General features: G+C 62.9%; 21 protein-coding genes. 18 read left to right on the top strand and 3 right to left on the bottom strand.

Annotated features, from left to right (window positions below):
• Window positions 1-136: 136 nt before the first annotated feature.
• The 12 genes from ACQKEN_RS19295 (at window position 137) to ACQKEN_RS19240 (ending at window position 14261) form a co-directional block, all read left to right on the top strand.
• Window positions 137-805: a haloacid dehalogenase type II gene (locus ACQKEN_RS19295; protein ID WP_074887989.1), complete on the top strand. Its 669-nt coding sequence runs from the start codon at window positions 137-139 to the stop codon at window positions 803-805.
• A 54-nt stretch (window positions 806-859) separates the two neighbouring features.
• Window positions 860-2134 (top strand): NAD(P)/FAD-dependent oxidoreductase, encoded by a 1275-nt coding sequence (locus ACQKEN_RS19290; RefSeq protein WP_427687961.1) that lies wholly within the window; start codon window positions 860-862, stop codon window positions 2132-2134.
• Window positions 2135-2254: 120 nt separating this feature from the next.
• Complete coding sequence (locus tag ACQKEN_RS19285) at window positions 2255-3892, top strand: ABC transporter substrate-binding protein (RefSeq protein ID WP_427687959.1); 1638 nt, start codon at window positions 2255-2257, stop codon at window positions 3890-3892.
• Window positions 3893-3904: 12 nt separating this feature from the next.
• On the top strand, window positions 3905-4861 hold the full coding sequence (locus ACQKEN_RS19280; RefSeq protein WP_122624287.1) for an ABC transporter permease: 957 nt from the start codon (window positions 3905-3907) through the stop codon (window positions 4859-4861).
• Window positions 4858-5733, top strand: a complete 876-nt coding sequence (locus tag ACQKEN_RS19275; protein ID WP_427687956.1) for an ABC transporter permease — start codon at window positions 4858-4860, stop codon at window positions 5731-5733. The genes ACQKEN_RS19280 and ACQKEN_RS19275 overlap by 4 nt, the downstream gene beginning before the upstream one ends.
• Window position 5734: 1 nt before the next feature.
• A complete protein-coding gene (locus tag ACQKEN_RS19270) occupies window positions 5735-7576 on the top strand; it encodes an ABC transporter ATP-binding protein (RefSeq protein WP_427687954.1) in 1842 nt (613 codons plus the stop codon).
• Window positions 7573-7881: a (2Fe-2S)-binding protein gene (locus tag ACQKEN_RS19265; protein WP_427687952.1), complete on the top strand. Its 309-nt coding sequence runs from the start codon at window positions 7573-7575 to the stop codon at window positions 7879-7881. Before ACQKEN_RS19270 ends, ACQKEN_RS19265 begins: the two co-directional genes overlap by 4 nt.
• On the top strand, window positions 7863-9254 hold the full coding sequence (locus ACQKEN_RS19260; RefSeq protein WP_427687950.1) for an FAD-dependent oxidoreductase: 1392 nt from the start codon (window positions 7863-7865) through the stop codon (window positions 9252-9254). The genes ACQKEN_RS19265 and ACQKEN_RS19260 overlap by 19 nt, the downstream gene beginning before the upstream one ends.
• Window positions 9251-10405: an NAD(P)/FAD-dependent oxidoreductase gene (locus ACQKEN_RS19255; RefSeq protein ID WP_427687948.1), complete on the top strand. Its 1155-nt coding sequence runs from the start codon at window positions 9251-9253 to the stop codon at window positions 10403-10405. Before ACQKEN_RS19260 ends, ACQKEN_RS19255 begins: the two co-directional genes overlap by 4 nt.
• Complete coding sequence (argE, locus tag ACQKEN_RS19250; protein ID WP_427687947.1) at window positions 10402-11571, top strand: acetylornithine deacetylase; 1170 nt, start codon at window positions 10402-10404, stop codon at window positions 11569-11571. Before ACQKEN_RS19255 ends, argE begins: the two co-directional genes overlap by 4 nt.
• 117 nt (window positions 11572-11688) lie before the next feature.
• Window positions 11689-13149 carry an NAD-dependent succinate-semialdehyde dehydrogenase gene (locus ACQKEN_RS19245; protein WP_427687945.1) on the top strand — a complete coding sequence of 487 codons (1461 nt, stop codon included), beginning with the start codon at window positions 11689-11691 and terminating at the stop codon, window positions 13147-13149.
• Between the two features lie 20 nt (window positions 13150-13169).
• Complete coding sequence (locus tag ACQKEN_RS19240) at window positions 13170-14261, top strand: tartrate dehydrogenase (RefSeq protein ID WP_427687943.1); 1092 nt, start codon at window positions 13170-13172, stop codon at window positions 14259-14261.
• A 262-nt stretch (window positions 14262-14523) separates the two neighbouring features.
• Here the strand turns inward: ACQKEN_RS19240 and ACQKEN_RS19235 are convergent, their stop codons facing one another.
• The 3 genes from ACQKEN_RS19235 to ACQKEN_RS19225 all read right to left on the bottom strand — a co-directional run bounded on the left by ACQKEN_RS19235 (window position 14524) and on the right by ACQKEN_RS19225 (window position 17504).
• On the bottom strand, window positions 14524-14763 hold the full coding sequence (locus tag ACQKEN_RS19235) for a pyocin S6 family toxin immunity protein (RefSeq protein WP_427687941.1): 240 nt from the start codon (window positions 14761-14763) through the stop codon (window positions 14524-14526).
• An 8-nt stretch (window positions 14764-14771) separates the two neighbouring features.
• Window positions 14772-15926 carry a colicin E3/pyocin S6 family cytotoxin gene (locus ACQKEN_RS19230; RefSeq protein WP_427687939.1) on the bottom strand — a complete coding sequence of 385 codons (1155 nt, stop codon included), beginning with the start codon at window positions 15924-15926 and terminating at the stop codon, window positions 14772-14774.
• A 651-nt stretch (window positions 15927-16577) separates the two neighbouring features.
• Complete coding sequence (locus ACQKEN_RS19225; protein WP_427687937.1) at window positions 16578-17504, bottom strand: 2-hydroxyacid dehydrogenase; 927 nt, start codon at window positions 17502-17504, stop codon at window positions 16578-16580.
• A 214-nt stretch (window positions 17505-17718) separates the two neighbouring features.
• On the opposite strand from ACQKEN_RS19225, the gene gabT reads away from it, so the two are divergent.
• From gabT to ACQKEN_RS19195, 6 genes are all read left to right on the top strand, one after another.
• Window positions 17719-19023, top strand: coding sequence for a 4-aminobutyrate--2-oxoglutarate transaminase (gene gabT, locus ACQKEN_RS19220; RefSeq protein WP_427687936.1), 1305 nt, complete (start codon window positions 17719-17721; stop codon window positions 19021-19023).
• 76 nt (window positions 19024-19099) lie between these two features.
• Complete coding sequence (locus tag ACQKEN_RS19215; protein ID WP_427687965.1) at window positions 19100-19744, top strand: 2-haloalkanoic acid dehalogenase; 645 nt, start codon at window positions 19100-19102, stop codon at window positions 19742-19744.
• A 44-nt stretch (window positions 19745-19788) separates the two neighbouring features.
• Window positions 19789-20277 carry an Lrp/AsnC family transcriptional regulator gene (locus ACQKEN_RS19210; RefSeq protein WP_003174918.1) on the top strand — a complete coding sequence of 163 codons (489 nt, stop codon included), beginning with the start codon at window positions 19789-19791 and terminating at the stop codon, window positions 20275-20277.
• A 174-nt stretch (window positions 20278-20451) separates the two neighbouring features.
• On the top strand, window positions 20452-21411 hold the full coding sequence (locus ACQKEN_RS19205) for an omptin family outer membrane protease (RefSeq protein ID WP_427687933.1): 960 nt from the start codon (window positions 20452-20454) through the stop codon (window positions 21409-21411).
• Window positions 21412-21708: 297 nt separating this feature from the next.
• On the top strand, window positions 21709-22821 hold the full coding sequence (locus ACQKEN_RS19200) for a WD40/YVTN/BNR-like repeat-containing protein (protein ID WP_427687931.1): 1113 nt from the start codon (window positions 21709-21711) through the stop codon (window positions 22819-22821).
• A 26-nt stretch (window positions 22822-22847) separates the two neighbouring features.
• Window positions 22848-25229, top strand: coding sequence for an efflux RND transporter permease subunit (locus tag ACQKEN_RS19195; RefSeq protein WP_427687929.1), 2382 nt, complete (start codon window positions 22848-22850; stop codon window positions 25227-25229).
• Window positions 25230-25536: the final 307 nt, after the last annotated feature.

The following is a 25536-nucleotide window of genomic DNA, read 5'->3' as shown; positions in this document are numbered from 1 at the left end:
GACCATCGCCGACGCCGCCGGGCTGATCCGCGTGGTGGGCGGCGGTGTGCCGGAAGGCGAGCAGCACTGGCCGTATCGCCGCGCCGCCAGGGCAGCGAACGCTTGCCACACTCAACTGACTTCAGGACCGCACTCAATGAGCTTTCTTCGTCCCAAATTCATTACGTTCGACTGCTACGGCACGCTCACCAATTTCCATATGGGCACCATGACCCGCGAGCTCTTCGCCGACCGCGTCAAGCCTGAACAGATGGACCAGTTCGTCAAAGACTTTTCCGCCTATCGCCTCGATCAGGTCATGGGCGACTGGCAGCCGTACGACGTGATCCTCAAGACCGCCCTGGCCCGTACCTGCAAACGCTGGGGCGTCGAGTACCGCGATGAAGGCCAGCTGTATTACGACGCGGTGCCGACCTGGGGCCCCCATGCCGACGTGCCGGCCGGTCTGTCGAAGATCGCCGACAAGATTCCCCTGGTGATCTTCTCCAACGCCAGCGACAGCCAGATCATGTCCAACGTCGACAAGCTCGGCGCGCCGTTCCACAAGGTCTTCACCGCCGAACAGGCCCAGGCCTACAAACCGCGGCTGGCCGCTTTTGAATTCATGCTCGACAACCTCGGCTGCGGCCCGGAAGACATCTTGCATGTGTCTTCGAGCTTCCGTTACGACCTGATGTCGGCCCACGACATGAAGATCAAGCACAAGGCCTTCGTGGCCCGTGGTCATGAAGTGCCGGCGAATGCGTACTTCGAGTACCAGCAGATCACCGACATCGGTGGGCTGCCGGCGCTGGTGGGCCTGTAACTCAGGCGCTGTCTACCGGTTCCGCCACGCAGGTTTGGACACAAGGGGTTAAAGATGGGCAGTGAATCCTATTGGCTCGACACTTCACCGGCCTTCACCGGTGCCCAACTGGGCGGCTTGCCCGGGCAGGTCGACGTGGCCGTGATCGGCGGTGGGTTCACCGGTCTGTCGGCGGCGCGGGCGCTGGCGCTCAAGGGGGCCAGCGTGGTGGTGCTGGATGCCGGTCGCGTGATCGGTGAAGCCTCCGGTCGCAACGGCGGCCAGTGCAACACCGGCGTGGCGCAGGATTACGCCGGCCTGCATGCCAGTCTCGGTGCAGCCAAAGCGCGTGCCTATTACCAGGCCTACGAAAGCGCGGTACAGACCGTGGTTTCGTTGGTCGAGCAGGAAAGGATCGCCTGCGATCTGCTGCGCAACGGCAAGCTCAAGCTGGCCGCCAAACCCCTGCATTACGAAGGCCTGGCCCGCACCTGCGAGCTGATCCGCCAGGAGGTGGACGCCGACGTCGAGCTGCTGAATGCCGAGCAGACTCGAGCCGAAGTCAACTCGGCGCAATTCCATGGCGCCTTGTTGCAGCGCAACGGCGTGCAGATGCACGTTGGCCGCTTCGGTGTCGGTCTGGCGGAAGCCGCTGCCCGACGCGGCGCAATGATCTACGAACACACCCCGGTCAAGGACTGGAAGCCCGAGGCCGGCGGTTATCAGGTCAACACCGCCAAGGGTTCGCTGCACGCAGGCCAAGTGCTGCTGGCCACCGGCGCTTGCCAGCACGGCGACCTCGGCTGGTACCGCCGTCGGATCGTGCCGGTGGGCAGTTTTGTCATCGCCACCGAAGTGTTGCCCCAGACGCTGATCGACGAGTTATTGCCGCAGCACCGGGCCTACGTGACCAGCCGCATGATCGGCAACTACTTTCGCCTGACCCCGGACAACCGCCTGCTGTTTGGCGGGCGTGCGCGGTTTGCCATGTCCGACGGCGTGTCCGACGCCAAGAGCGGCAAGGTGCTGCAGGCGGCGATGCTGAACATGTTCCCGCAATTGGCCAACGTGAAAATCGACTACTGCTGGGGCGGTCTGGTGGACATGACGTCCGACCGTCTGCCCCGCGCCGGCCAGCACGGCGGCGTGTTCCATTCCATGGGTTACAGCGGCCATGGCGTGCAGATGTCCGTGCACATGGGCCAGGTCATGGCGGAGGTCATGGCCGGCAACGCGGCGGCCAACCCCTGGCGTGAACTGGAATGGCCGGCGATCCCCGGGCACTTCGGCAAGCCCTGGTTTCTGCCGTTCGTGGGCGCGTATTACCGCTTCCAGGACTATTTGCACTGAGTCATGCACTGAGCCGTTCACTGAGTCGCCCGCTGTAGCGTCACCGTCGTCTGCGTTTCCAGGACGCTCCGGACATCCGTGAGCACTCGAATATCCCGATCATCGACAGGTAGCCTTGATATGACTGACCACAAAGACACCCCCGAGCTTATCTTCGGCCCAGACAGCCTGCGGGTATTCGAAGGCCTCAATCGCGGCATGTCGCGGCGCAACGCCTTGCAGATGCTCGGCCTGGCCGGTGTCGCCGCAGCGGGGGCGGGCAGCCTGTTCGGCAGCGCCGGCAAACTGTTCGCCGAAGAAGCCACTGCCGGCGGCAAAGGCAAGCCTGGCGGCAAGATCCGCGTCGCCGGCATGTCCAGTTCCACCGCCGACACCCTCGACCCGGCCAAGGGCGCGCTGTCCACCGACTATGCCCGTCACTACATGTTCTACAACGGCCTGACCCGTTTCGATAAGCACCTGGTGCCGCAACTGGAACTGGCCGAGCGCATCGACAATGTCGACGCCACGCTGTGGACCATCACCCTGCGCAAGGACGTGACCTTCCACAACGGCAAGAGCCTCGGCGCCGCCGACGTGGTGTTCTCCCTCAGCCGCCACAAGGACCCGCTGACCGGGTCCAAAGTCATGCCGCTGATGGAACAGTTTGCCGAGATCAAGGCCACCGGCCCGAATGAAGTGCAGATCCGCCTCAGTGCGCCGAACGCCGAACTGCCGTCGATTCTCGCCGTGTCGCACCTGCTGATCGTTCCCGAGGGCACCACCGATTTCAACAAAGGCATCGGCACCGGGCCGTTCACCGTCGGCGAGTTCAAGCCGGGTGTACGTTCGGTCGCGGTGCGCAACAAGAACTACTGGAAGCCGGGCCTGCCGTACCTCGACGAGATCGAATTCATCGCCATCGCCGACGAGCCATCGCGGGTCAACGCGTTGCTGTCCGGCGACGTGCACATGATCAACGAGGTCAACCCGCGCTCCACCACGCGCATCGCCGCCAGCCCCAAACACCGCGTCGTCGATGCACCCTCGGGCAACTACACTGACTTGATCATTCGCCAGGACCAGCTCCCCGGCAAAAGCCCGGAATTCACCCAGGCCATGAAACTGCTGCTGGACCGCGAACAGGTCAAGTCCGCCGTGTTCCGGGGCTTTGCCGTGGTCGGCAACGATCACCCGATTGCGCCGGGTTCGCGCTACTTCAACACCGACTTGCCGCAGACGGTCTACGACCCGGAAAAAGCCAAATTCCTGCTGAAGAAAGCCGGCATGGAAAGCATCACCATGCCGGTCATGGCATCGCCTGCCGCGACAGGTTCCGTGGACATCGCCGTGCTGCTGCAGCAATCGGCGAAACAGGCCGGGCTCAAGCTGGACGTCAACCGCCTGCCGAGCGACGGCTACTGGTCCAACCACTGGATGAAGCACCCGTTGAGCTTCGGCAACATCAACCCGCGACCGAACGCCGACGTGATGTTCTCGCAGTTCTTCCAGTCCAAGGCGCCGTGGAACGAGTCCGGCTGGCAGAACGATCAGTTCGACCAGTTGCTGATGCTGGCCCGGGGGGAAACCGACGACGCCAAGCGCGCCAAGATGTACGGCGACATGCAGACCCTGGTGCACGATCACTGCGGCATCGGCGTGCCGGTGTTTATCAGCAATATCGACGGCGTCGACCAGCGCATCAAGGGCTACGACTCCAACCCGTTGGGCGGCTTCATGGGTTACATGTTCGCCGAGCAGGTGTGGCTGGACGCTTGAGGAGGCAGTGCGATGAATAGCCATACGCTGTGGTTGATCTGCCGGCGCCTCGGTGCCGGGGTCGTGACCCTGTTGATCGTGTCGATGGTCGTGTTCGCGATCACGGCCGTGCTGCCGGGCGACGCGGCGCAGCAATCCCTCGGCCAGTTCGCCACCCCGGAACAGGTGGCGGCACTGCGCCTGAAACTGGGGCTGGATCAACCCGGCGTGTTGCGCTATCTGCACTGGTTGATGAATTTGCTCACCGGCGATATGGGCCAGTCGGTGTCCAACGCCATGCCGGTGGGTGAATTGATGGCGGGCCGGGTGCCGAACACGCTGATGCTGGCGGGCGCCACGGCGCTGGTGTCGGTGCCGCTGGCGCTGATCCTCGGCATCGGTTCGGCCATGGGCCGGGGCGGGCGCATCGACAGCTGCCTGAGCTTCATCACCCTGGCGATGGTCGCGGTGCCGGAGTTTCTGGTGGCGACCCTGGCGGTGCTGATTTTCGCGGTCAACCTCGGTTGGCTGTCGGCGCTGTCCTACGCCACCGACATCACGTCGCCGCTGCAATTTCTGCGCACCTACGCGTTACCGGTGATGACCCTGTGCTGCGTGATTGTGGCGCAAATGGCGCGGATGACCCGCGCCGCCGTCATCGACCAGCTCGACAGCCCGTACGTGGAAATGGCCCGGCTCAAAGGCGTCAGCCCGATCCGCATCGTGCTGCGCCACGCCTTGCCCAACGCCATCGGGCCGATTGCCAATGCCATCGCCCTGAGCCTGTCGTACCTGCTTGGCGGGGTGGTGATTGTCGAGACCATCTTCAACTACCCCGGCATCGCCAGCCTGATGGTCGATGCCGTGACCAACCGCGACATGGCCCTGGTGCAAGCCTGCACCATGCTGTTCTGCGCGGCCTATCTGGCGTTGGTGTTGCTCGCCGACCTCTGCGCCATCCTCTCCAACCCGAGGCTGAGAAACCAATGAACCCGCTCATTGCGAAATCCAGGCCTGCGTCTTCAGCCCTGGCACTGGCCAAGGTCTCCGGCAACCCGTCCTGGCTGGGACTTGTCGGCGCTGCCGTCTGTGTGATCTGGCTGCTGGTGGCGCTGTTCGGCCCGTGGCTGGCGCCGCACCCGGTCGGCGAAGTGATCTCCGACAACATCTTCGAAGGCTTCAGCGTGGCGCATCCTTTCGGCACCGACTACCTGGGCCGCGACATGCTCAGCCGGGTGCTGGTGGGCGCGCGCTTCACCGTCGGCCTGTCGCTGGTGGCGGCGCTGTTGGCCAGCACCTTCGGCACCGGCTGCGCGCTGCTGTCGGTGGTCTCGCCCAAGTGGCTGGACGAAATCATCAGCCGGATCATGGATGCTTTCATTTCGATACCCAGCAAAATGCTCGCGCTGATCATGGTCTCGGCGTTTGGCTCGTCGGTGACGCTGCTGATCTGCACGGCGGTCATCAGTTACATCCCCGGCTCGTTCCGGGTGGCCCGCAGCATGGCGGTGAATATCGAAGCCCTGGAATACGTGCAAGTGGCGCGCACCCGGGGCGAAGGCAAGTTGTACGTGGCGTGCCGGGAAATCCTGCCGAACATGCTCAACCCGGTGCTGACCGACCTGGGCCTGCGTTTCGGCTACATCGTGCTGTTGCTCAGCGGCATGAGTTTTCTGGGCCTCGGCGTGCAGCCTCCGGACGCTGACCTCGGTTCGCTGGTGCGGGAAAACATCGGCGGCCTCAATCAGGGCGCGATGGCGATCATCATTCCGGCGCTGGCCATCGGCACGCTGACCATCGGCGTCAATCTGCTGATCGACTACCTGTCATCGCGACGCGGTCGCCGCTCGGGAGGCCATTGATATGACCCAGTTGATTCGCGTCGAAGACTTGCGCGTGGTGGCCGGGGATCCGGGCAGCGAAGTGGAGATCGTCAAGGGCGTGAGTTTTGCCTTGGAGAAAGGCGAAGTGCTGGCGCTGATCGGTGAGTCCGGCTCCGGCAAAACCACCATTGCCCTGGCCTTGCTCGGTTATGCGCGAAGGGGCTGCCGGTTGTCCGGCGGCGTGGTGCAGGTCGGCGACCACGACATGCTCGCCCTCAGCGAAAAAGAGTTGCAGGGTCTGCGCGGCAATCGCGTTTCGTACATTGCCCAGAGCGCGGCGGCCGCCTTTAACCCGGCGAAAAAACTCCTCGATCAAGTGGTCGAAGGGCCGTTGATCCACGGCCTCGGCACCCGCGCGGAGCTGGAAGCCAAGGCCATCGGCCTGTTCCGCGACCTGGCCCTGCCAAACCCGGAACGCATTGGCCGCCGCTACCCGCACCAGGTTTCCGGCGGGCAATTGCAACGGGTGATGGCCGCCATGGCGCTGATCAGCGACCCGCTGCTGGTGGTGCTCGATGAGCCAACCACCGCCTTGGACGTCACCACCCAGATCGACGTGCTGCGCGCGTTCAAACGTGTGGTACGCGAGCGGGGCGCCACGGCGGTTTACGTGTCCCACGACCTGGCCGTGGTGGCGCAGATGGCCGACCAGATCGTCGTGCTCAACGGCGGGCAGATCCTCGAACAAAGCGCCACCGCGCCGTTGCTCAAGGCACCGGCCCACGAATATACCCGCAGCCTGCTCGCCGCCGCGCGCCCTGACACGCGCATTCGTCCGCCCTGTGGCGTGGCTGAAGAAGCGCCGCTGCTGACCATCACCGGCCTGACCGCCGGCTACGGCAACAAAAACATGCACGGCATGCCGGCGATTCGCGTGCTGGAAGACATCGACCTGACCGTGCGGCGGGGCCAGGCCATCGGTGTGATCGGCGAATCGGGCTCAGGCAAATCCACCCTGGCGCGGGTGGTGGCGGGGCTGCTGACCCCGGCCTTGGGTGGCCTGACCTTCGACGGCCAGCCGTTGGGCGGCAGTCTGTCCGAGCGTACGCCGGAGCAGTTTCGGCGCATTCAGATGGTCTTCCAGAACGCCGACACTGCGCTCAACCCGATGCACAGCGTGGCGAACATCCTCAGCCGTCCGCTGAAAATGTATTTCGGTCTCAAGGGCGCGGCGTTGCAGGCGCGCATCGGCGAGCTGCTCGATCTGGTGCGCCTGCCGCGAGACATGGCCGAGCGCCGCCCCAATGAACTGTCGGGCGGGCAGAAGCAGCGGGTCAACCTGGCCCGGGCGCTGGCGGCCAAGCCCGACCTGATCCTCTGTGATGAAGTCACCTCGGCCCTCGACACCGTGGTTGGCGCGGCGATTCTCGAACTGCTCCGCGACCTGCGTCAGCAACTGGGCGTGTCCTACCTGTTCATCAGCCACGACATTTCCACGGTGCGCGCGCTGTGCGACGACATCGTGGTGATGTACAGCGGCCACAAAGTCCACGCCGGCCGCCGCGAGTCGTTTGCCGAAGCGCCGTACCACCCGTACACCGACCTGCTCATCCATTCGGTGCCGGAACTGCGTCAGGGCTGGCTGGAAACCTGCGGCGCCACCCATGGCGAGCTGCCGCCGATCGGCGAGCGGGCCAACCTGCCGGAGTTGTGCACCTTCCTCAATCGCTGCCCGGTGCGCATTGACGGCCTGTGCAACCGCACCGCGCCGAGCCGCCGCACGCTGGACAACGGCAGCGAAATTCTCTGTCACCGCGACGGCGCCGATCTGCTGGCGACCCAGCGCGGCGTTACCACCACAAGCTTTGGAGCGTATGCATGAAAGGGCGTTTTGTGAGGCTGGCCGAACAAGGCCGGCCGACGGTCAACCTGACTGTTGATGGCGCGCCAATCGAAGCGTTGCAGGGCGACACGCTGATGGTGGCGTTGCTGACCCGGGGCACCGCGCTGCGCCAGTCGGAATTCGACAGCGGCCGCCGCGCCGGTTTCTGCCTGATGGGCGCCTGCCAGGATTGCTGGGTCTGGACCCGTGGCGGTGAACGCCTGCGCGCCTGCTCCAATGAAGTCCGCGACGGGCTGGACATCGTCACCACACAACCGGAGGCGACATGGCCACTGCACAGTTGAGCACCCATCGCGTCGTCATCGTCGGTGCGGGACCGGCCGGTGTGCGTTGCGCCGAAACCTTGCTGGCGGCCGGCATCAAACCGATTCTGGTGGACGAGAACCGCCGCGACGGCGGGCAGATCTACCGCCGCCAGCCGGACGGATTCACCCGCGATTACTCCACCTTGTATGGCAGCGAAGCCGACAAGGCCAAGGACCTGCACCAGACCTTCGACCGCATCCGTGGCGCCATCGATTACCGCCCGGACACGCTGGTGTGGAACCTCACGCCGGGGCAGTTGTGCTGCGCGAATCAGGGCCGTCATACCACGCTGGACTATGACGCGCTCATCCTCTGCACCGGCGCCACCGACCGCTTGATGCCCATCGAAGGCTGGCAACTGGCGGGCACCTACAGCCTGGGCGGGGCGCAGATCGCTCTGAAAAATCAGGCCGTGTCTATCGGCCATCGGGTGGTGTTCATGGGCAGCGGGCCCTTGCTTTATCTGGTCGCCAGCCAGTACGTCAAAGCCGGCGCCGAAGTGGCCGCGGTACTCGATACCTCGCCCTTCAGCCTGCGTCTTAAAGCCCTGCCAAAACTGCTGGCACGACCGGGGCTGTTGTGGACCGGCATGAAATTTTTGGCGCAGTTGTACCAGGCCAAAGTACCCGTGCATCTCGGCGTCAAGCCGTTAGAGGTGTTGGGCGATGCCGCCAATGGCGTGGCAGGCGTGCGCTTCACCACCGGCAGCGGCAAGGCCTTGACCGTGCAGGCGGATGCCGTCGCATTGGGTTATCACCTGCGCCCTGAAACCCAACTGGGTGATCTGGCCGGTTGCGCCATGGCCTTCGATCAGGCTTCCAGCCAATGGTGGCTGGCGACGGACGAGGCCGGTCGTACCTCGGTAGACGGCGTCTATGCCGCCGGCGACGGGGCGAAAATTCGCGGCGCCGATGCCGCCGAGCACGCCGGACGCCGAGTGGCCTTGGCGCTGCTCGAAGACCTCAAACAACCGTTCAATGCCGGGCTGCGTGACGAAGAACAAAAAGCACTTGGGGTGATGGACCAGTTTCGTCTGGGCCTGGCCGAAGCGTTTCCCTGGCCTGCCGAACAGGCCAAGGCCTTGCCCGACAGCGCCATCGTCTGCCGCTGCGAGATGATCACGGCCGGCGAATTGCGCCGCACGGTCAATGAGAAGGGCGCCTGTGAAGTCAACCGGGCCAAGGCCTTCAGCCGGGTCGGCATGGGCCGGTGCCAGGGGCGTTATTGCTCCCAGGCGGGGGCTGAAGTGATCGCCGCCGAGGCCGGCGTGCAGGTGCAGGAAGTCGGTCGCCAGCGCGGGCAAGCGCCGGTCAAACCGTTGTCGATGCTCATTGAGGAGGTGTCGCCATGAGCGTGCAAAAAGCGGATGTGGTGATTGTCGGTGGCGGCTTGATGGGCGCGGCGACGGCGTTTTTTCTGCGTCGGCGCGGGCAGTCGGTGATCCTGCTGGAACGGGACCAGATCGGCCAGTACGCCAGCGGCGTGAACTTCGGCAACGTCCGTCGGCAAGGGCGATTCCTCGGGCAACTGGCGCTGGCCAACCGTTCGTGGGCGTTGTGGAAACGCTTGCCGGAACTGATCGACGACGACCTCGAATTCATTCCCAGCGGGCACATGCGTGTGTGTTACCGCGAAGACGAAATCGCCGAGCTGGAGGCCTACGCCGCCGCGCCGGAAGCCGAACAACTGGACCTGAAAATCTACCGCGGCGCCGAGCTGCATCAGCGCTTCGGCTTCCTCGGTTCTGATGTCAAAGGCGGCTCCTACGCCCCCCACGACGGTCACGCCAACCCGCGCCTCGCTGCCCCGGCCTTTGCCCGCGCCGCCCGGCGTCTGGGGGCGCAGATCGAGGAGCGTACTGAAGTGGCCGAGGTCGAAAAAGTGGGCGGTGATTTTCACGTCACCACCACGGACGGCCGTCAGTTCCACGCCGCGCAGCTGTTGATCACCGCCGGCGCCTGGGGCCAGAAACTTTCGGCGCAGTTCGGCGAACCGGTGCCGCTGGACACCCACGGCCCGCAGATGGCGGTCACGGAACCGGTGCCCTACGCCTTGCCGACGGTGATCGGCGTGTACACCAAGATTGCTGAAGAGGTGATCTATTTCCGCCAGATTCCCCGGGGCAATATCGTCATCGGCGGCGGTTTTCGCAGCAAGCCCGACATGCTCAACCGTCGCGCCGCTGTCGAGCCGCGCAGCATCCTCAATCAGGCCGAGCAGATGCGGCGCCTGCTGCCGGGCGTGGGGAATCTGAACATCATCCGCGTGTGGAGCGGCATTGAAGGCTACCTGCCGGATTCGCTGCCGGTCATGGGGCCCAGCGGCACTGTCGACGGCCTGTTCTACGCCTTCGGCTTTTGCGGCCACGGCTTCCAGCTGGGCCCCGGCGTCGGTGACGTGATGGCCGAACTGCTCGACACCGGTCGCACCACGACCCCGATCGAGGCATTCTCCATCACTCGTTTTGCCCTTCCTGCCGCGCAACGGAGCCACGCCTCATGAAACCCCGCGTTCTCGAGATTCTGAAACGGCTGATGGCCTTCGAAACCGTGTCGTCGGAGTCCAACATGGCCCTGATCGACTACGTCCGCGACCTGCTGCTGAGCAAGGGCATCGAGTCGCTGATCGTCAAAGACGAGAGTGGCAAGAAGGCCAACCTGTTTGCCAGCACCGGGCCCAAAGACCAGCCCGGCGTGTTGCTCTCCGGCCACACCGACGTGGTGCCGGCGGCGGGGCAGGCGTGGACCTTTCCGGCCTTCGCCGCCACCTTGCAGGACGGGCGCATCTATGGCCGCGGGAGTTGCGACATGAAGGGCTTCATCGCCCTGGCCATCGACGCCATGCTCGACGCGGCAGAGCACTCACTCACACGCCCACTCAACCGCCCGCTGCAACTGGCCCTGTCCCATGACGAGGAGATCGGTTGCGTCGGCGTGCGGCGTTTGCTCGACGTGCTGCACCTGGCACCGGTGCGACCGTTTCTGTGTGTGATCGGCGAGCCGACCAACATGCAATTCGTGCTGGGCCACAAGGGCAAGGGCTCCTACCGGACCTATTGCCGGGGTCAGGAGGCGCATTCGTCCCTGGCGCCGCGCTCGGTCAATGCCATTCACGTGGCCTGCGACTTCATCGCCTCCCTGCGGGAGAGCCAACAGCATTTGCAGCAACACGGCGCCCAGGACACCGACTACGACGTCCCCTACAGCACCGTGCATGTCGGGCAGATCGGCGGCGGAAAGGCGCTGAACATCGTGCCGAACCTGTGCACCCTGGATTTCGAGGTGCGCAACCTGCCGGCCGACAATCTGGAGCAGTTCATCGAGCAGATGCGCGAGCGCGCCGAAGTGATCGTGCGCGAGGCGCAGAAGCTCTCCAGCGTCGCGGCCATCGAAATTGAAACCATCAACGTTTATCCCGGCCTGGACACGCACCCGACGGTCGAAGCGGTGAGCTTCCTCAAGCAATTCGCCGCGCCGGACACCGGCATGACCAAGGTGTCGTTCGGCACCGAAGGCGGTTTGTTCAAGCAGCGGCTGGACGTGCCGGTGGTGGTGTGTGGCCCGGGTTCCATCGAGCAGGCGCACAAGCCGGACGAGTTTATCGAGGTCAGCCAGATGGACGCCGGTGAGCGCTTTTTGCAAGGCTTGCTGGGCTCGCTGAAGGCGTAGCAGAGCCTGCCGTCCTGACGTGAATTTCAGCACGGCACGCTGGTTTGAAGACGCTTTCGGCATCCTCGTTCGAGCCGGATCCCTAGACTGGAATCTGTCTCGGATCAGGACTCGACCATGCTCAAGAATCGCTTGCAAGACCCCGGCCTGCTGGCTGAACGCGCCTATGTGAACGGCCAGTGGATCGCTGCTGACAGCGGCGCCACCCTCGACGTCCGCGATCCTGCCACCGGCGATCTGCTTGCCCAGGTGCCGGCCATGGACGCCGTGGACACCCGCCGCGCCATCGAAGCCGCTGAACGTGCCTGGCCTGCCTGGCGTGCGCGCCCGGCGGCAGAACGTGCGGCGCTGCTGGAGCGCTGGTTCCAGGCGATGATCGACCACCTCGACGACCTCGCGCTGATCATGACCTGCGAGCAGGGCAAGCCGCTGAACGAGGCCAAGGGCGAAATCCGCTACGGCGCCGGTTTCGTGAAATGGTTCGCCGAAGAAGCGCGCCGTGTCTACGGCGAAACCATGCCGGCCCCGAGCGGCGACCGCCGCCTGCTGACCCTCAAGCAACCCGTGGGCGTCTGCGCCGCGATCACCCCGTGGAACTTCCCCAACGCGATGATCACCCGCAAATGCGCGCCGGCCCTGGCCGCCGGCTGCCCGGTCATCGTCAAACCGTCGGACCTCACGCCGCTCTCGGCCCTCGCCCTGGCGGTGCTGGCCGAGCGTGTCGGCATTCCGGCCGGGGTGTTCAACGTCATCACCGGAATGCCCGCCGGTATCGGTGAAGAACTCACCGGCAACCCGGCGGTGCGCAAGATTTCCTTCACCGGCTCCACCGCCGTCGGGCGCCTGCTGATGCGCCAGAGCGCCGAGCACATCAAGCGCCTGAGCCTGGAGCTGGGCGGCAATGCGCCGTTTGTGGTGTTCGACGACGCCGACCTGGAACAGGCCGTGGCCGGGGTGATGATCAGCAAGTTTCGCAACGCCGGACAAACCTGCGTGTGCGCTAACCGCATTCTGGTGCAGGCGGGCATCTACGACCGTTTCGCCACGCGATTGGTGGAGGAGGTGGGCAAGCTCAAGGTCGGCAACGGCCTGGAAGAGGGCGTGACCATCGGCCCGCTGATCAACCCGGCGGCGGTCGCCAAGGTGGCCCGGCACATCGACGATGCCTTGAGTCAGGGCGCCAGACTGCTCTGCGGCGGCATTCCCACAGGCGACAGCCAGTTCGTGCAACCCACCGTGCTGGCTGACGCCCACGCCGGCATGCTGCTGGCCAACGAGGAAACCTTCGGCCCGGTGGCGCCGTTGATGCGCTTTACTGATGAAGCCGAGGCATTGGCGTTGGCCAACGCCACACCGTTCGGTTTGGGCGCCTACTATTTCACCCAGGACCTGAAGCGCTCGTGGCGTTTCGGCGAAGCGCTGGAGTTCGGCATGGTCGGCCTCAACACCGGGATCATCTCGATGGAAGTCGCGCCGTTCGGCGGCATCAAACAATCGGGCCTCGGCCGCGAGGGCAGCAAGTACGGCCTGGACGAGTACCTTGAAGTCAAAGCCTTCCACATCGGCGGCTTGAACTGATTCATTGCAAGGGGCGCACCATGAGCAAGGCATTCAGAATCGCCGCGATTGCGGGCGACGGCATCGGCAAGGAAGTCCTGCCCGAAGGGTTGCGGGTACTGGAACAGGCGGCAAAAAAATGGGAACTCAACCTGAGCATCGACGTGCTCGACTGGGCCCACTGCGACTACTACCTCGCCCACGGCAAGATGATGCCCGATGACTGGTTCGAGCAGCTCAAGGGCTATGACGCGATCTACTTCGGCGCCGTGGGCTGGCCCGACAAGGTGCCGGACCACATTTCCCTGTGGGGTTCGCTGCTCAAGTTTCGCCGTGACTTCGACCAGTACGTGAACATCCGCCCGGTGCGCCTGTTCCCCGGCGTGCCCTGTCCGCTGGCCGGACGCAAGCCGGGCGACATCGACTTCGTGGTGATCCGGGAAAACACCGAGGGCGAATATTCCTCGGTCGGCGGCAAGATGTTCGAAGGCACCGAACACGAGTTCGTGCTGCAGGAATCGGTGTTCACCCGCCGGGGCGTCGACCGCATCCTCAAATTCGCCTTCGAACTCGCCCAAACCCGCCCGCGCAAACGCCTGACGGCCGCGACCAAATCCAACGGCATCTCCATCAGCATGCCGTACTGGGACGAACGCACGGCCTTGATGGCGGCGAATTATCCCGAAGTGACGTGGGACAAACAGCACATCGACATCCTGTGCGCACGCTTCGTTTTGCAGCCGGACCGCTTTGACGTGGTCGTGGCGTCGAACCTGTTCGGCGACATCCTGTCCGACCTCGGCCCGGCGTGCGCCGGCACCATCGGCATCGCCCCGTCGGCCAACCTCGACCCGGAACGGCGGTTTCCGTCGTTGTTCGAACCGGTGCACGGCTCCGCGCCGGACATCTACGGACAGAACATCGCCAACCCCATCGCGATGATCTGGTCCGGCGCACTGATGCTCGACTTCCTCGGCAACGGCGACGAACGCTACCGCGCGGCCCACGACGGGATATTGCAGGCGATTGAACAAGTTATTGCAGAAGGCCCGATCACCCCGGACCTGGGCGGGAAGGGCTCGACGCAAGACGTGGGAGCGGCGATTGCCGGGAGGTTGGCCTCTACGCGATAGACGGAGTTTGTCTCGAACACCGCGTACATGCTTTTGACGTTTGTAGGACCGGCTTTAGCCGGGAAAGCGTCAGTTGCCACACCGCGAAGTTGATATCGATTGCTCGGGCCTCTTCCCGGCTAAAGCCGGTCTCCCCAACTCGCGGTTACATTCAGTGAGACCGGATTCGGCCGTGAGTCGGCGAGCGCCAGTTGGCACGGGGACAGATTAATTTATCGAGAAGCGCTGCTAATAAATCAGTCCCCTTCAAACGTTGTTCCGCTCAAGCTTCAAGTCCTATGAACATCTGTAAGTCAGTAGGCAGTGGCCGCCCCACAAGTGCCGACACTTTCATGATCTGTTCATTCGAGAGCAGCCATTCGCCTGCTGCCATTTCATTGATGCTCCGAAGACCAAGTATTGGAAGGATTTCCTGGATATGAGATTCGTCGAGATCAAGCTCGAACTTAAGTGACTCGTCTTCGCTGCTGTCTGCTAGAAATCCGCTGATGCATGGGTACATGAATGCTCCTACTTCTCGATTCTGCGGCCTGGGTTTGGGGGCTTGGTTTGCTCACCCGTATCCGGGTCATACTCACCTAAATGCTTACCCTGTTTGTCGTACATTTCAACTGTACCGTGCTGCGAATCCCACTCGAAAATTCTGCCTTTGCGGTCCTTCCATCGTTTGCGAGTGCCACCACCGCCCTGAACCTTCGTTTTTGAAGGCGCCTTAACCGCATCAGGAAATGCGGAAAGTCCTTTGGGGGGGAGGTGATACCCATGATCCCCATTAAACGGCCGCGCATACACCACATACATCGACCTCAGCCCCGAGTCAGCGGGGAAGACCAAAATGCAGTCTTCGGCGGTGATGTCTTCGCCGGGGAGGCCTTCGAGCTGGCTGTCGGTGTCGTCCGGGATCGGGTGGACGAGGAGGGTGCCTAAACGGGCATCGCTGTTTTCAGGGTAGACCAGCGGTTCCAGTCTCCCGTGTCGGCCCCGGCGGGGCGTCATGAGGATGGTGATGCCGTTGAGATGGGCTTCCATCGCGCTTCTGTCGGCATTCCAGCGGGCTTGCACGGTGCGGACCGAGTCGTCGCCGGATGCCTTGGAGTGGATGCCGTACACCTGCAACTCGCCTTCGGCATCACGGCGCAGCTGGAAGCGCACCCTCGTGGTCGCCTGAGTCAGCTTGCGCAATTCGTCATCGGTATAGAGCGTGCCGTCGCCCATCTTCGCCGGGAGCATGCCCAGGATGAACAGACTCGCTGGGCCGCCGGCGCCGCGAAGCAGCCAGGTATGGCTGCGCTGCATGATGCCGCCACCGGCCATGCGGCCCAGTCCCATGTCTGCACCAAGGGCGGCGGCAATGGCGTCGGAGGCGGAGGGCAGCAGCATGGCGCCCGCCATCATGATTGCGCCGAAGTTGGAGGCGGGTTCTACGGTGGTACCGGCGTCGGTGCTGCACCATTCCCCGGTACAGGATTTGGCGAATACCTTGTCGGTACGCGCCTTCGGCTCGGGCCATCGCTCAGGCATCGGAGTGGGCGCCCGCACGGGTTCGGGAGGCGGATTCCACGGTGTCCATGACGCGCCCCCGTTGGGAAGCCCTTTGAAAATCGAGTTCTCCCCGAAGGGATCTTTTTTGTCGTCCTTGAACATGACCTTGTTGATGACTGCCAATTTGAGGCGGCGCAGGATGCGGTCGGGTCGACGAGTGGTCAACGGCGTGGGGGTTACGGGATGTTGCCGGGGGCACAGGCTTTAGATTTCCGTGGGACTGGCTTTAGCCGGGAAAGCATCGTGTGGCACACCGCGAAATTGATAGCGACTGCTCGGGCCTCTTCCCGGCTAAAGCCGGTCCCATTATGAGGGCGCGTACATCAGTGAGACCGATGACGCGGAGCGTCAGGGGATGCATTCCCACGCGGAGCGTGGGAACGATCAGATCAAAAGCTTCCCGGCTAAAGCGGTCCCACTAAAACACCGCGCGCACCTAGTGGGACCGGCTTCAGCCGGGAAGCCCTTGATCTGCTTTTGATCTGCTTTTGATCTTCATACGCAAATAGCCCAGACGACACCAATCGCGACTTTGGTGCAGGCTGAACGCAGGTCTCGCGGAGTGGGCCGAGCGGCATGGATGCCGCGAGAGCCGCCCCCCGCCATGGATGGCGGATGGCGGCGGGCCCACGGAGCGAGACCGGAGTGAAGGAACCCCGAGGAACGAGGGGCCCAACCAGGAGCAGGCACTTTTGCTTACTTTTGGTGCTTTTCAAAAGTAAGTCGCCGAAGGCGAAACGGTCTGCCCCCAGGCAGACGCCCTTGATCTAGATCTTAATACCCCCGTTTTCGATCAATCTGCCCCACCATCCGCTCCCCCCGCTCAAACCGCCGAATATTCTCCAGCAACACCCCAAACGCACTCGCCGGCTGCGTCATCGCCGCCACATGCGGCGTCAACACCACCTGCGGATGACCCCAAAACGGATGATCAGACCCCGCCGGCTCCACCTGCAACACGTCCAAAATAGCGCCCCCCAACTGCCCACTCTCCAGCGCCTCCAGCAAATCCCCCTCGACCAGATGCCCGCCGCGCCCCATATTGATCAGCCCCGCACCCCGCGGCAGCAACGCAAACAGATTCCGGTCCAGAATCCCCTCCGTCTGCTCCGTCAACGGCAACACACACAGCAAAATATCGCACTGCCCCAGAAACGCCGCCAACTGCGCCTGACCCGCAAAACAGTCCACCCCCTCAATCTCATGAACACTGCGCGCCCAGCCCGACAAGGCAAACCCGAACGGCGCCAGCGTCGCCAGAATCTGCTGCGCCTGGGTGCCAAGCCCCATCACCCCCACGCGCCGGTTCTCTGCCGGCTGCAACAGATGCGCCTGCCAGCAACGCGCCGCCTGCTGCTCGCGGTACCGAAGCATATCCCGATGCAGACTCAACACCGCCCACGTCGCGTACTCGCACATGCCCCGCGTAATGCCCGGATCCAGCAGCCGCACCACCGGCAGGTCCGCCGGCAACCGCGACAGATCCAACTGGTCCACTCCGGCGGACAGCGCGAACAGCACTTTCAGATTGGGCAGTAACTGCGTCAGATCATCCGGCGCCTGCCACGCGGCCAGATACTCGACCTCCTCGGGATTGCCGATGTCCGGCCAGGCGCGCCATTCGATGTCCGGGGCGTGTTCGGCGAACAGTGTCTGCCAGTGTGGCGCGCGCGCGGGGTCGGCTTTATAGAGCAAGGCCATGGGCGTTTCCTGCTGAAAGGACGTTGGAGGGAAGTGTAGGGAGCCAGCCCACATCATCCCCCAAGCCCGGCGCAGGATCTGTTGAAAGGCGGGGCCAAAACAGTCGATCCGAATTTCTCACGGGCCAAGTTCGGCTAAGTGCGTTGCCCGCACGCCGTAACCTGAACAGCATCGCAACCGCCTCCAGGTTGCCGGACTCACGATGGGAAATGCCATGAACAGCAAAGTCGACGAAACCCCTCTTTTGCTCCGTCAGCGCGAGCAATTTGTGCCCCGTGGCCTGGTGACCGCGCACCCGCTGGTGATCGACCGCGCCCAAGGCACCGAATTGTGGGACGTGGATGGCAAGCGTTACCTGGATTTCGTCGGCGGCATCGGCGTGCTCAATATCGGCCACAACCACCCGAAAGTCGTCGCCGCCGTGCAAGCGCAATTGCAGAAAGTCTCCCACGCCTGCTTTCAGGTGGCGGCCTATACGCCTTATCTCGACCTGGCTCAGCGCCTCTGCGAAATGATCGGCGGGCAGGAAGCCTACAAGGCCGCGTTCTTCACCTCCGGCGCTGAAGCGGTGGAAAACGCCGTGAAGATTGCCCGTGCCCACACCAATCGTTCGGCGGTCATTGCCTTCCGTGGCGGCTTCCACGGGCGCACCTTGCTCGGCACCACGCTCACCGGCATGAGCCAACCCTACAAACAGAACTTCGGGCCTTTTGCGCCGGAGGTGTTCCACACGCCGTACCCGAATGCGTATCGCGGCGTGAGCAGCGAGGTTGCACTTAAAGCGCTGGATGAGCTGCTCGCCACTCAAGTCGCGCCGGACCGCGTCGCCGCAATCCTCATCGAACCCGTGCAGGGCGATGGCGGTTTCCTCACCGCGCCGCCGGCGTTTCTCCAGGCACTGCGCGCCTTGGCCGACAAGCACGGCATCGTCTTGATCCTCGACGAGATCCAGACCGGGTTCGGTCGCACCGGCACCTGGTTCGGTTACCAGCACGCTGGCATCCAGCCTGATCTGGTCACTGTCGCCAAAAGCCTTGCCGGTGGCCTGCCATTGTCGGGTGTGGTCGGCAAGGCGCACATCATGGATGCGCCACTGCCCGGCGGCCTCGGCGGCACCTACGGCGGCAACGCCTTGGCCTGCGCGGCGGCACTGGCGGTGATCGACGCGTTCGAGGAAGAACAACTGCTGGCGCGCAGCCAAGTCCTGGGCGAACGCCTTCGCCGTGGCCTGATCGGTTTGCAGGCGCGTTACCCGCGCATCGGCGACGTACGCGGCACCGGTTTCATGCTGGCGATCGAGCTGGTCAAGGATGACGCGGAGCGCTCCCCGGATCCCGACCTCAATGCACGGGTGATCGACGAAGCCCGCGCCGGTGGTTTGCTGGTCATCAAATGCGGCGTTTACCGCAACGTGCTGCGCTTCCTTGCGCCATTGGTGACAACAGAAGCCCAGGTCGATGAAGCCGTGCAGATCCTCGACGCCGCCTTGGCACGGGTCTTGAACTCGAATTTGAAGTAGTGCCTTGCCCGCTACGGGCCAGATGCATCCAGGAGGTTCAATCCACATGGGGCTGACAGAATTGGGGCTGACGGGAATTGGACTAACAGAGTACCGAGCGTTACTGATCGATTGCGATGAAGTGCTGGTGGACCGCGACTCAGGCGTCTGGGCCGCGCTGCAACCGCTGCTCGACAGCCGCGGCGGGCAACCGGCCAGGGACGAGGTGCTGGCCGAATTTTATGCGGTCGTTGCGACCCTGTATCCGCGCTTCGCCGAGCTGGGCTTCAGCGGCATGCTGTGCTTCGCCCATCGTCAGTTGGCCGAAAAGTGGGGTCTGCACGCCAGCTGGGAGGAGGGCATGAGCTTCGCCCGTTCGGCGGGCAGCTGGTCGCTGTTCGAAGACGCGCCGGGGGCGATGCTCTACCTGCGCAAATTCTATCGACTGCTGGTGCGTGGCGATCGCGATGCCGAGGATCGCGGCGTGCTGTGCGAGCGACTGGGAATTGCACCGGAAGATTTCATTTCTCTGGCCGAAGGTCCGCAATGGCTCACGGATCAGGGCGATCAGGTGCAACCGGTCCTGCACGTCACCCGACCATCGGTCGCCCCTTACGCCTCATTGGACCGCTGCCTGATCGGCCGCCACCGGGCGCGCCAGCCTTCGCCTTGTGCGGCGGAGTACTGCATTAACAGCATGGCCGATCTGGTGGCGCAGCATCAGCTGTCTTTACGGCGCTGATTTTGCTAGAAGATTGTCTTACAACGGCAGTCAAGAGGTACGTGATGGAAGGGCTCGTAAAACTGGATCGGATCGACATCAGTATCCTGGTCGAACTGCAGAAGGACGGCCGGATGACCAATGTCAGCCTCGCCGATGCCGTCGGCCTGTCCGCCAGCCCGTGCCTGCAACGGGTCAAGCGGCTGGAATCGGCCGGTTATATCTCCAGCTACAAAGCGCATCTGAACCTGGCCAAGATCACCGACTCGGTCACCGTCTTCACCGAAATCACCCTCAGCGACCACAAGCGCGAAGACTTCGCCAAGTTCGAATCCAACATCCGCCTGGTGGACGAAGTCCTCGAATGCCACCTGATCAGCGGCGGCTACGACTACCTGGTGCGCTTCATGACCCGCAGCATCCAGCACTACCAGGAAGTGGTGGAAAGCCTGCTCGACAAAAACATCGGGATTTCGAAGTACTTCAGCTACATCGTCATCAAGTCACCGGTGCTCAAGGATGGGGTGCCGTTGCGCAAGTTGCTGCGTCACTGAACAGGCGTTCGACGGTTTTGTAGGCAATTTCCCAATACCAACGTTTAGCTTTCACGCAAATCCTTCAGAACCGCCCGGCAGAAATTTCCTTCGCGGGTCTTCATCCTTTCGCTCCTTGTTCAGATGCGTGCGGCGCTGGACAAGATTCTCAATAAGAAGAGTGCGGAGTGGGTGATGAAGGGCAGGAAAACGCTATTGTGGCTAGGGCTGGCTGCGTTGGGCACCGAGGCGTTTGCCGAGGCGCAGACGACCCGCGAGGAGCAGTTTCAGTTGGGGGCGGTTGGGGCAAGCCTGGGTGTCGGCTTACTCAACGGGCAGGCGCGGGAGAGGGTGTATGACCCCTACAGTGGACAGAAGATCAGCCAGTTGAACTGGCGCATGAAGCAGGTGCCGACGCTGCACCTGGGTTTGAACTACCAGCCGGTGAATTGGCTTTCCCTTGATCTGAACGGCTGGACGCGAGTGGCGAAGGGCGACGGTCATATGAAGGATTACGATTGGCTGGACGGTGAGCATGCCGACTGGAGTGACTATTCGGACCATCCTGACACACGAGTGACCAAAGCCTGGCAAGCTGAATTTGCCGCCACCGCCTGGGCGCTCCAGCGCGATGACCTGGCATTGGGCGTACTGCTCGGCTATCAGCGTAACCAGTTTGGCTGGCACGCGAGAGGTGGTCGCTACACCTATTCTTCGGACGACGGCTTCCGCGATGAGTCCGGAGAGTTCCCGGCGGGGGACAAAGGGATTTCCTATCAGCAGACCTACGACACGCCCTACCTGGGGCTGGTGGGTCTCTACCATTTCCGCAACTGGACCCTGGAAGGCAAGTTCAAATACAGCCAGTGGGTCAAGGGGCGAGATCAGGATCGCCATCATCTGACTGGCGTGAACTATAAAGGCGAAAACGGTAACAGCGGGCGTATGCAGAGCCTGGCTGTAGCGCTGACCTATCAGGTCAATCCGGAGTTTTTACTGAAGGCTGGGGTGGATCATCAGGTGTACGCGGAGACTAAAGGCAGCACCCTGATCAACGATACCCAGAGCGGTGACCGCTTCCGTGTGGGGGGCAACGCCAGCAGCCAGTCTGCCCGGACAACGATATCGACCCTGGCGCTCACCTACGCTTTCTGAGCCTTGCCGCAAACCGTGCCGCCGGCGCGCTGCCCGGCACGGTTTACCCTCGAACTTAAGCTTAGTGGCCCGGCTACGCTATTCACAGTGGGTCCGCTCAATCACTCCCAGTGATAACGCGCCAATCAGCGCCCCGTTGCTTAACAAAAGATAACGTCATGTCGATTGTCATACGTTTCCAAAGCTGACTAGGATGGGGTCGCTTCGGTGGGGCTGCGTCGCCTGCAGGCTAGAGCGCCTGCGCTGTCAAAATCGCCTCCCGAAGAACCTAATAAAAATAAAGAAAGGGGTAGCTCCATGCGTGAGCCCGTCATTCGGCGCACTCGGTTTGCGGTCATTCGGGGCCATTTCAGTGCCCGGACGCTTTTCAAGAGCCTGCCTCTCCACGCTGCTCTGTCTCTGCTTATCTCCCCGATCTTCTGCGGCGCCGCCCTGGCCGCTGACACCACGTCCGCCGTGGCACCCGTCGACAAACCTGCCAACGCTGGCGACTCCGCCGTCTACGCCCTCGAATCCGCCAAAGCCTCCCGCAGCCTGCTGCTGGACGTGACCCATGCCGGCAAGCGCATGGTGGCGGTGGGGGATCGCGGCCACATTCTCTATTCCGACGACCAGGGCAACACCTGGACCCAGGCCAAGGTGCCGACGCGTCAGATGCTCACGGCGGTGTATTTCGTCGATGAGCAACACGGCTGGGCGGTGGGGCACGATGCGCAGATCCTGGCCAGCAGCGATGCCGGCGCCACCTGGACCAAGCAGTTCGAAGACCTCAAACGTGAAGCGCCGTTGCTGGATGTCTGGTTCAAGGACCTCTCCACCGGGATCGCGGTGGGTGCCTATGGCGCGGTACTGGAAACCACCGACGGTGGCCAGCACTGGGAAGACATCGGCGACCGTCTGGACAACGAAGACCAGTTCCACCTCAACGGCATTGCGTACGTGAAGGACGCGGGCCTTTTCGTGGTCGGCGAGCAGGGCAGCATGTTCCGCTCCCCGGACGACGGCCAGACATGGGAAAAGCTCGAAGGCCCCTACCAGGGCTCGTTGTTCGGTGCGGTAGGCACTGCGGAATCCAACACGCTCCTGGTTTACGGCCTGCGCGGCAATCTGTTTCGCTCGACCGATTTCGGCACCACCTGGGAGCCCGTCCAGCTCCAGGGTGAGCGCGGACCGCTGGAGTTCAGCATCGCCAATGCCTCGCTGATGCCCGATAACGCCATCGTGCTGGTCGGCAACGGCGGCAGCGTCATGCGCAGCACGGACGATGGCCAAAGCTTCACGGTCGCCAATCGCCCCGATCGGCTTTCGCTGTCCGGGGTCGCTGAAGACGACAAAGGCAATCTGGTTCTGGTGGGACAGGGTGGCGTTCGCGTCACCTCGCCGACGGGCGCTGACAGCGCTCAACAATAAGAACAAGCAGGCGAGGACACGTTTCCATGAGCAACCTTCAACACCATCACGACAAGCCGACGCGCCTGGAACAGTTGATTTTCAACAACCGCAAGACGGTGATCGGCATCTGTCTGCTGGTCAGCATCTTTCTGTTCTGGCAAGCGACGCTGGTGCGCCCGTCCACCAGCTTCGAAAAAATGATCCCGCTGGGCCATCCGTTCGTTCAGAACATGATGGAGCACCGCAACGACCTGGCGAACCTGGGCAACACCGTGCGCATTTCGGTGGAGGCCAAGCAGGGCGATATCTTTTCCAGGGAGTACATGGAGACCCTGCGGCAGATCAACGACGAGGTGTTCTACATCTCCGGGGTCGACCGCTCCGGACTCAAGTCACTGTGGAGCCCCAGCGTGCGCTGGACCGAGGTGACGGAGGAGGGCTTCGCCGGCGGCGAGGTCATTCCGCAGAGCTACGACGGCTCGCAACAGAGTCTCGACAAGCTGCGCAATAACGTCCTCAAGTCCGGGCAGGTCGGGCGTCTGGTGTCCAACAACTTCAAGTCGAGCATTGTCGATGTGCCGCTGCAGGAGTTCTACCCGGACCCCAACGACCAGAGCAAACTGCTGCCGCTGGATTACCGTCAGTTCTCCCACCAGCTTGAAGAAAAGATTCGCGACAAGTACGAAGCGCAGAACCCCAACGTCGAGATTCACATCGTCGGTTTCGCCAAGAAGGTCGGCGACCTGATCGATGGCCTGATCATGGTTGTGATGTTCTTTGGCATCGCCTTCCTGATCACCCTGGTCCTGCTGATGTGGTTCACCCGCTGCGCCCGCAGCACCATCGCGGTCTTGAGCACTACGCTGATCGCCGTGATCTGGCAGTTGGGCCTCATGCATGTAGTGGGTTTCGGCCTTGATCCCTACTCGATGCTGGTGCCGTTTCTGATCTTCGCCATCGGTATTTCCCACGGCGTGCAGAAGATCAACGGCATCGCCCTGCAATCCAGTGACGCCGACAGCGCGCTCACCGCAGCACGCCGTACGTTCCGCCAGTTGTTCCTGCCGGGGATGATCGCGATTCTGGCGGACGCCGTCGGCTTCATCACGTTGCTGATCATCGACATCGGCGTGATCCGCGAGCTGGCCATCGGCGCCTCCATCGGCGTGGCGGTGATCGTGTTCACCAACCTGATCCTGTTGCCGGTGGCGATTTCTTACGCTGGCATCAGCAAAAAAGCCGTGGTGCGCAGCAAAGAGGATGCCGTGCGGGAGCATCCTTTCTGGCGTCTGCTGTCGAACTTCGCCGCGCCGAAAGTCGCTCAGGTGTCGGTGACATTGGCACTGGTCGCGCTGGTGGGCGGCCTCTGGTACGGCCATAACCTGAAGATCGGCGACCTCGACCAGGGCGCCCCGGAACTGCGGCCGGACTCGCGCTACAACCAAGACAACAGCTTCATCATCAACAATTACTCGACCAGCTCCGACGTGCTGGTGGTGATGGTCAAGACGCCGCCCGAGGGGTGTTCGGCGTATCAGACGCTGTCGGCCATGAATGAGCTGTCGTGGAAGATGGAGAACACGCCAGGGGTGCAATCGGCGATCTCGTTGGTGACCGTGTCCAAGCAGGTCATCAAGGGCATGAACGAGGGCAACCTGAAATGGGAGTCGCTGTCGCGCAATAAGGACGTGCTCAACAGCTCGATTTCCCGCGCTGACGGTTTGTACAACAACAGCTGTTCTCTGGCGCCGTTGCTGATTTTTCTTAACGACCACAAGGCCGAAACCCTGGATCGCGCCGTGCATGCGGTGCAGGAGTTCGCTCAGCAGAACAACAAGGATGGCCTGGAGTTTCTGCTCGCCGCGGGTAACGCCGGGATCGAGGCGGCCACCAACGAAGTCATCAAGCAGGCCGAGCTGACCATTCTGATTCTGGTGTACGTGTGCGTGGCGGTGATGTGCATGATCACCTTCCGTTCATGGGCGGCGACGCTGTGCATCGTGCTGCCGCTGGTGCTGACGTCGGTGCTGGGCAACGCGCTGATGGCGTTCATGGGCATCGGCGTGAAAGTCGCGACGCTGCCGGTGGTGGCGCTCGGGGTGGGGATCGGGGTCGATTACGGGATTTACATCTACAGCCGACTGGAGAGTTTCCTGCGGGCGGGGCTGCCGCTGCAGGAAGCTTATTACCAGACGCTGAAGTCCACCGGCAAAGCGGTGTTGTTCACCGGCCTGTGCCTGGCGATCGGGGTGTGTACCTGGATCTTCTCGGCCATCAAATTCCAGGCCGACATGGGCTTGATGCTGACCTTCATGTTGCTGTGGAACATGTTCGGCGCCCTGTGGCTATTGCCGGCGCTGGCGCGGTTCCTGATCAAACCGGAGAAGATGGCGGGCAAGGTCGGGAATTCGCTGTTTTCCCATTGAGTGGAGCCCTACAAGCAGAATGGGTTGTGTCAGATGCAAGCAAGGCTGAATGACCAACCGATATCGCGGGCAAGCGCGCTCCAGGGTGTTGCGCCAAACTGGCAGTCTGGGTCGGGCGCGATATTTGTAGGAGCCGGCTTGCTGGCGAAAGCGTCCGGCCAGATACATCGCTTTCGCCTGTTACGCCGGGTTCGCCAGCAAGCCGGCTCCTACAGTGGATTTTCGTGAGTCCGTATCATCCGCACAGATCACATTCCGTAGGAGCCGGCTTGCTGGCTAACGGGGTGGTCAGCGATGAAGATGGCGA

The organism is Pseudomonas sp. NPDC078416, from assembly GCF_050268485.1.
In the GTDB taxonomy this organism is placed as follows: domain Bacteria; phylum Pseudomonadota; class Gammaproteobacteria; order Pseudomonadales; family Pseudomonadaceae; genus Aquipseudomonas.
This window is presented reverse-complemented; position numbering and strand designations above follow the sequence as displayed.

Coding starts and splice junctions, on each gene's coding strand:
- ACQKEN_RS19295 (WP_074887989.1), top strand. CDS start 137: ATGAGCTTTCTTCGTCCCAAATTCATTACGTTCGACTGCTACGGCACG.
- ACQKEN_RS19290 (WP_427687961.1), top strand. CDS start 860: ATGGGCAGTGAATCCTATTGGCTCGACACTTCACCGGCCTTCACCGGT.
- ACQKEN_RS19285 (WP_427687959.1), top strand. CDS start 2,255: ATGACTGACCACAAAGACACCCCCGAGCTTATCTTCGGCCCAGACAGC.
- ACQKEN_RS19280 (WP_122624287.1), top strand. CDS start 3,905: ATGAATAGCCATACGCTGTGGTTGATCTGCCGGCGCCTCGGTGCCGGG.
- ACQKEN_RS19275 (WP_427687956.1), top strand. CDS start 4,858: ATGAACCCGCTCATTGCGAAATCCAGGCCTGCGTCTTCAGCCCTGGCA.
- ACQKEN_RS19270 (WP_427687954.1), top strand. CDS start 5,735: ATGACCCAGTTGATTCGCGTCGAAGACTTGCGCGTGGTGGCCGGGGAT.
- ACQKEN_RS19265 (WP_427687952.1), top strand. CDS start 7,573: ATGAAAGGGCGTTTTGTGAGGCTGGCCGAACAAGGCCGGCCGACGGTC.
- ACQKEN_RS19260 (WP_427687950.1), top strand. CDS start 7,863: ATGGCCACTGCACAGTTGAGCACCCATCGCGTCGTCATCGTCGGTGCG.
- ACQKEN_RS19255 (WP_427687948.1), top strand. CDS start 9,251: ATGAGCGTGCAAAAAGCGGATGTGGTGATTGTCGGTGGCGGCTTGATG.
- argE (WP_427687947.1), top strand. CDS start 10,402: ATGAAACCCCGCGTTCTCGAGATTCTGAAACGGCTGATGGCCTTCGAA.
- ACQKEN_RS19245 (WP_427687945.1), top strand. CDS start 11,689: ATGCTCAAGAATCGCTTGCAAGACCCCGGCCTGCTGGCTGAACGCGCC.
- ACQKEN_RS19240 (WP_427687943.1), top strand. CDS start 13,170: ATGAGCAAGGCATTCAGAATCGCCGCGATTGCGGGCGACGGCATCGGC.
- ACQKEN_RS19235 (WP_427687941.1), bottom strand. CDS start 14,763: ATGTACCCATGCATCAGCGGATTTCTAGCAGACAGCAGCGAAGACGAG.
- ACQKEN_RS19225 (WP_427687937.1), bottom strand. CDS start 17,504: ATGGCCTTGCTCTATAAAGCCGACCCCGCGCGCGCGCCACACTGGCAG.
- gabT (WP_427687936.1), top strand. CDS start 17,719: ATGAACAGCAAAGTCGACGAAACCCCTCTTTTGCTCCGTCAGCGCGAG.
- ACQKEN_RS19210 (WP_003174918.1), top strand. CDS start 19,789: ATGGAAGGGCTCGTAAAACTGGATCGGATCGACATCAGTATCCTGGTC.
- ACQKEN_RS19205 (WP_427687933.1), top strand. CDS start 20,452: ATGAAGGGCAGGAAAACGCTATTGTGGCTAGGGCTGGCTGCGTTGGGC.
- ACQKEN_RS19200 (WP_427687931.1), top strand. CDS start 21,709: ATGCGTGAGCCCGTCATTCGGCGCACTCGGTTTGCGGTCATTCGGGGC.
- ACQKEN_RS19195 (WP_427687929.1), top strand. CDS start 22,848: ATGAGCAACCTTCAACACCATCACGACAAGCCGACGCGCCTGGAACAG.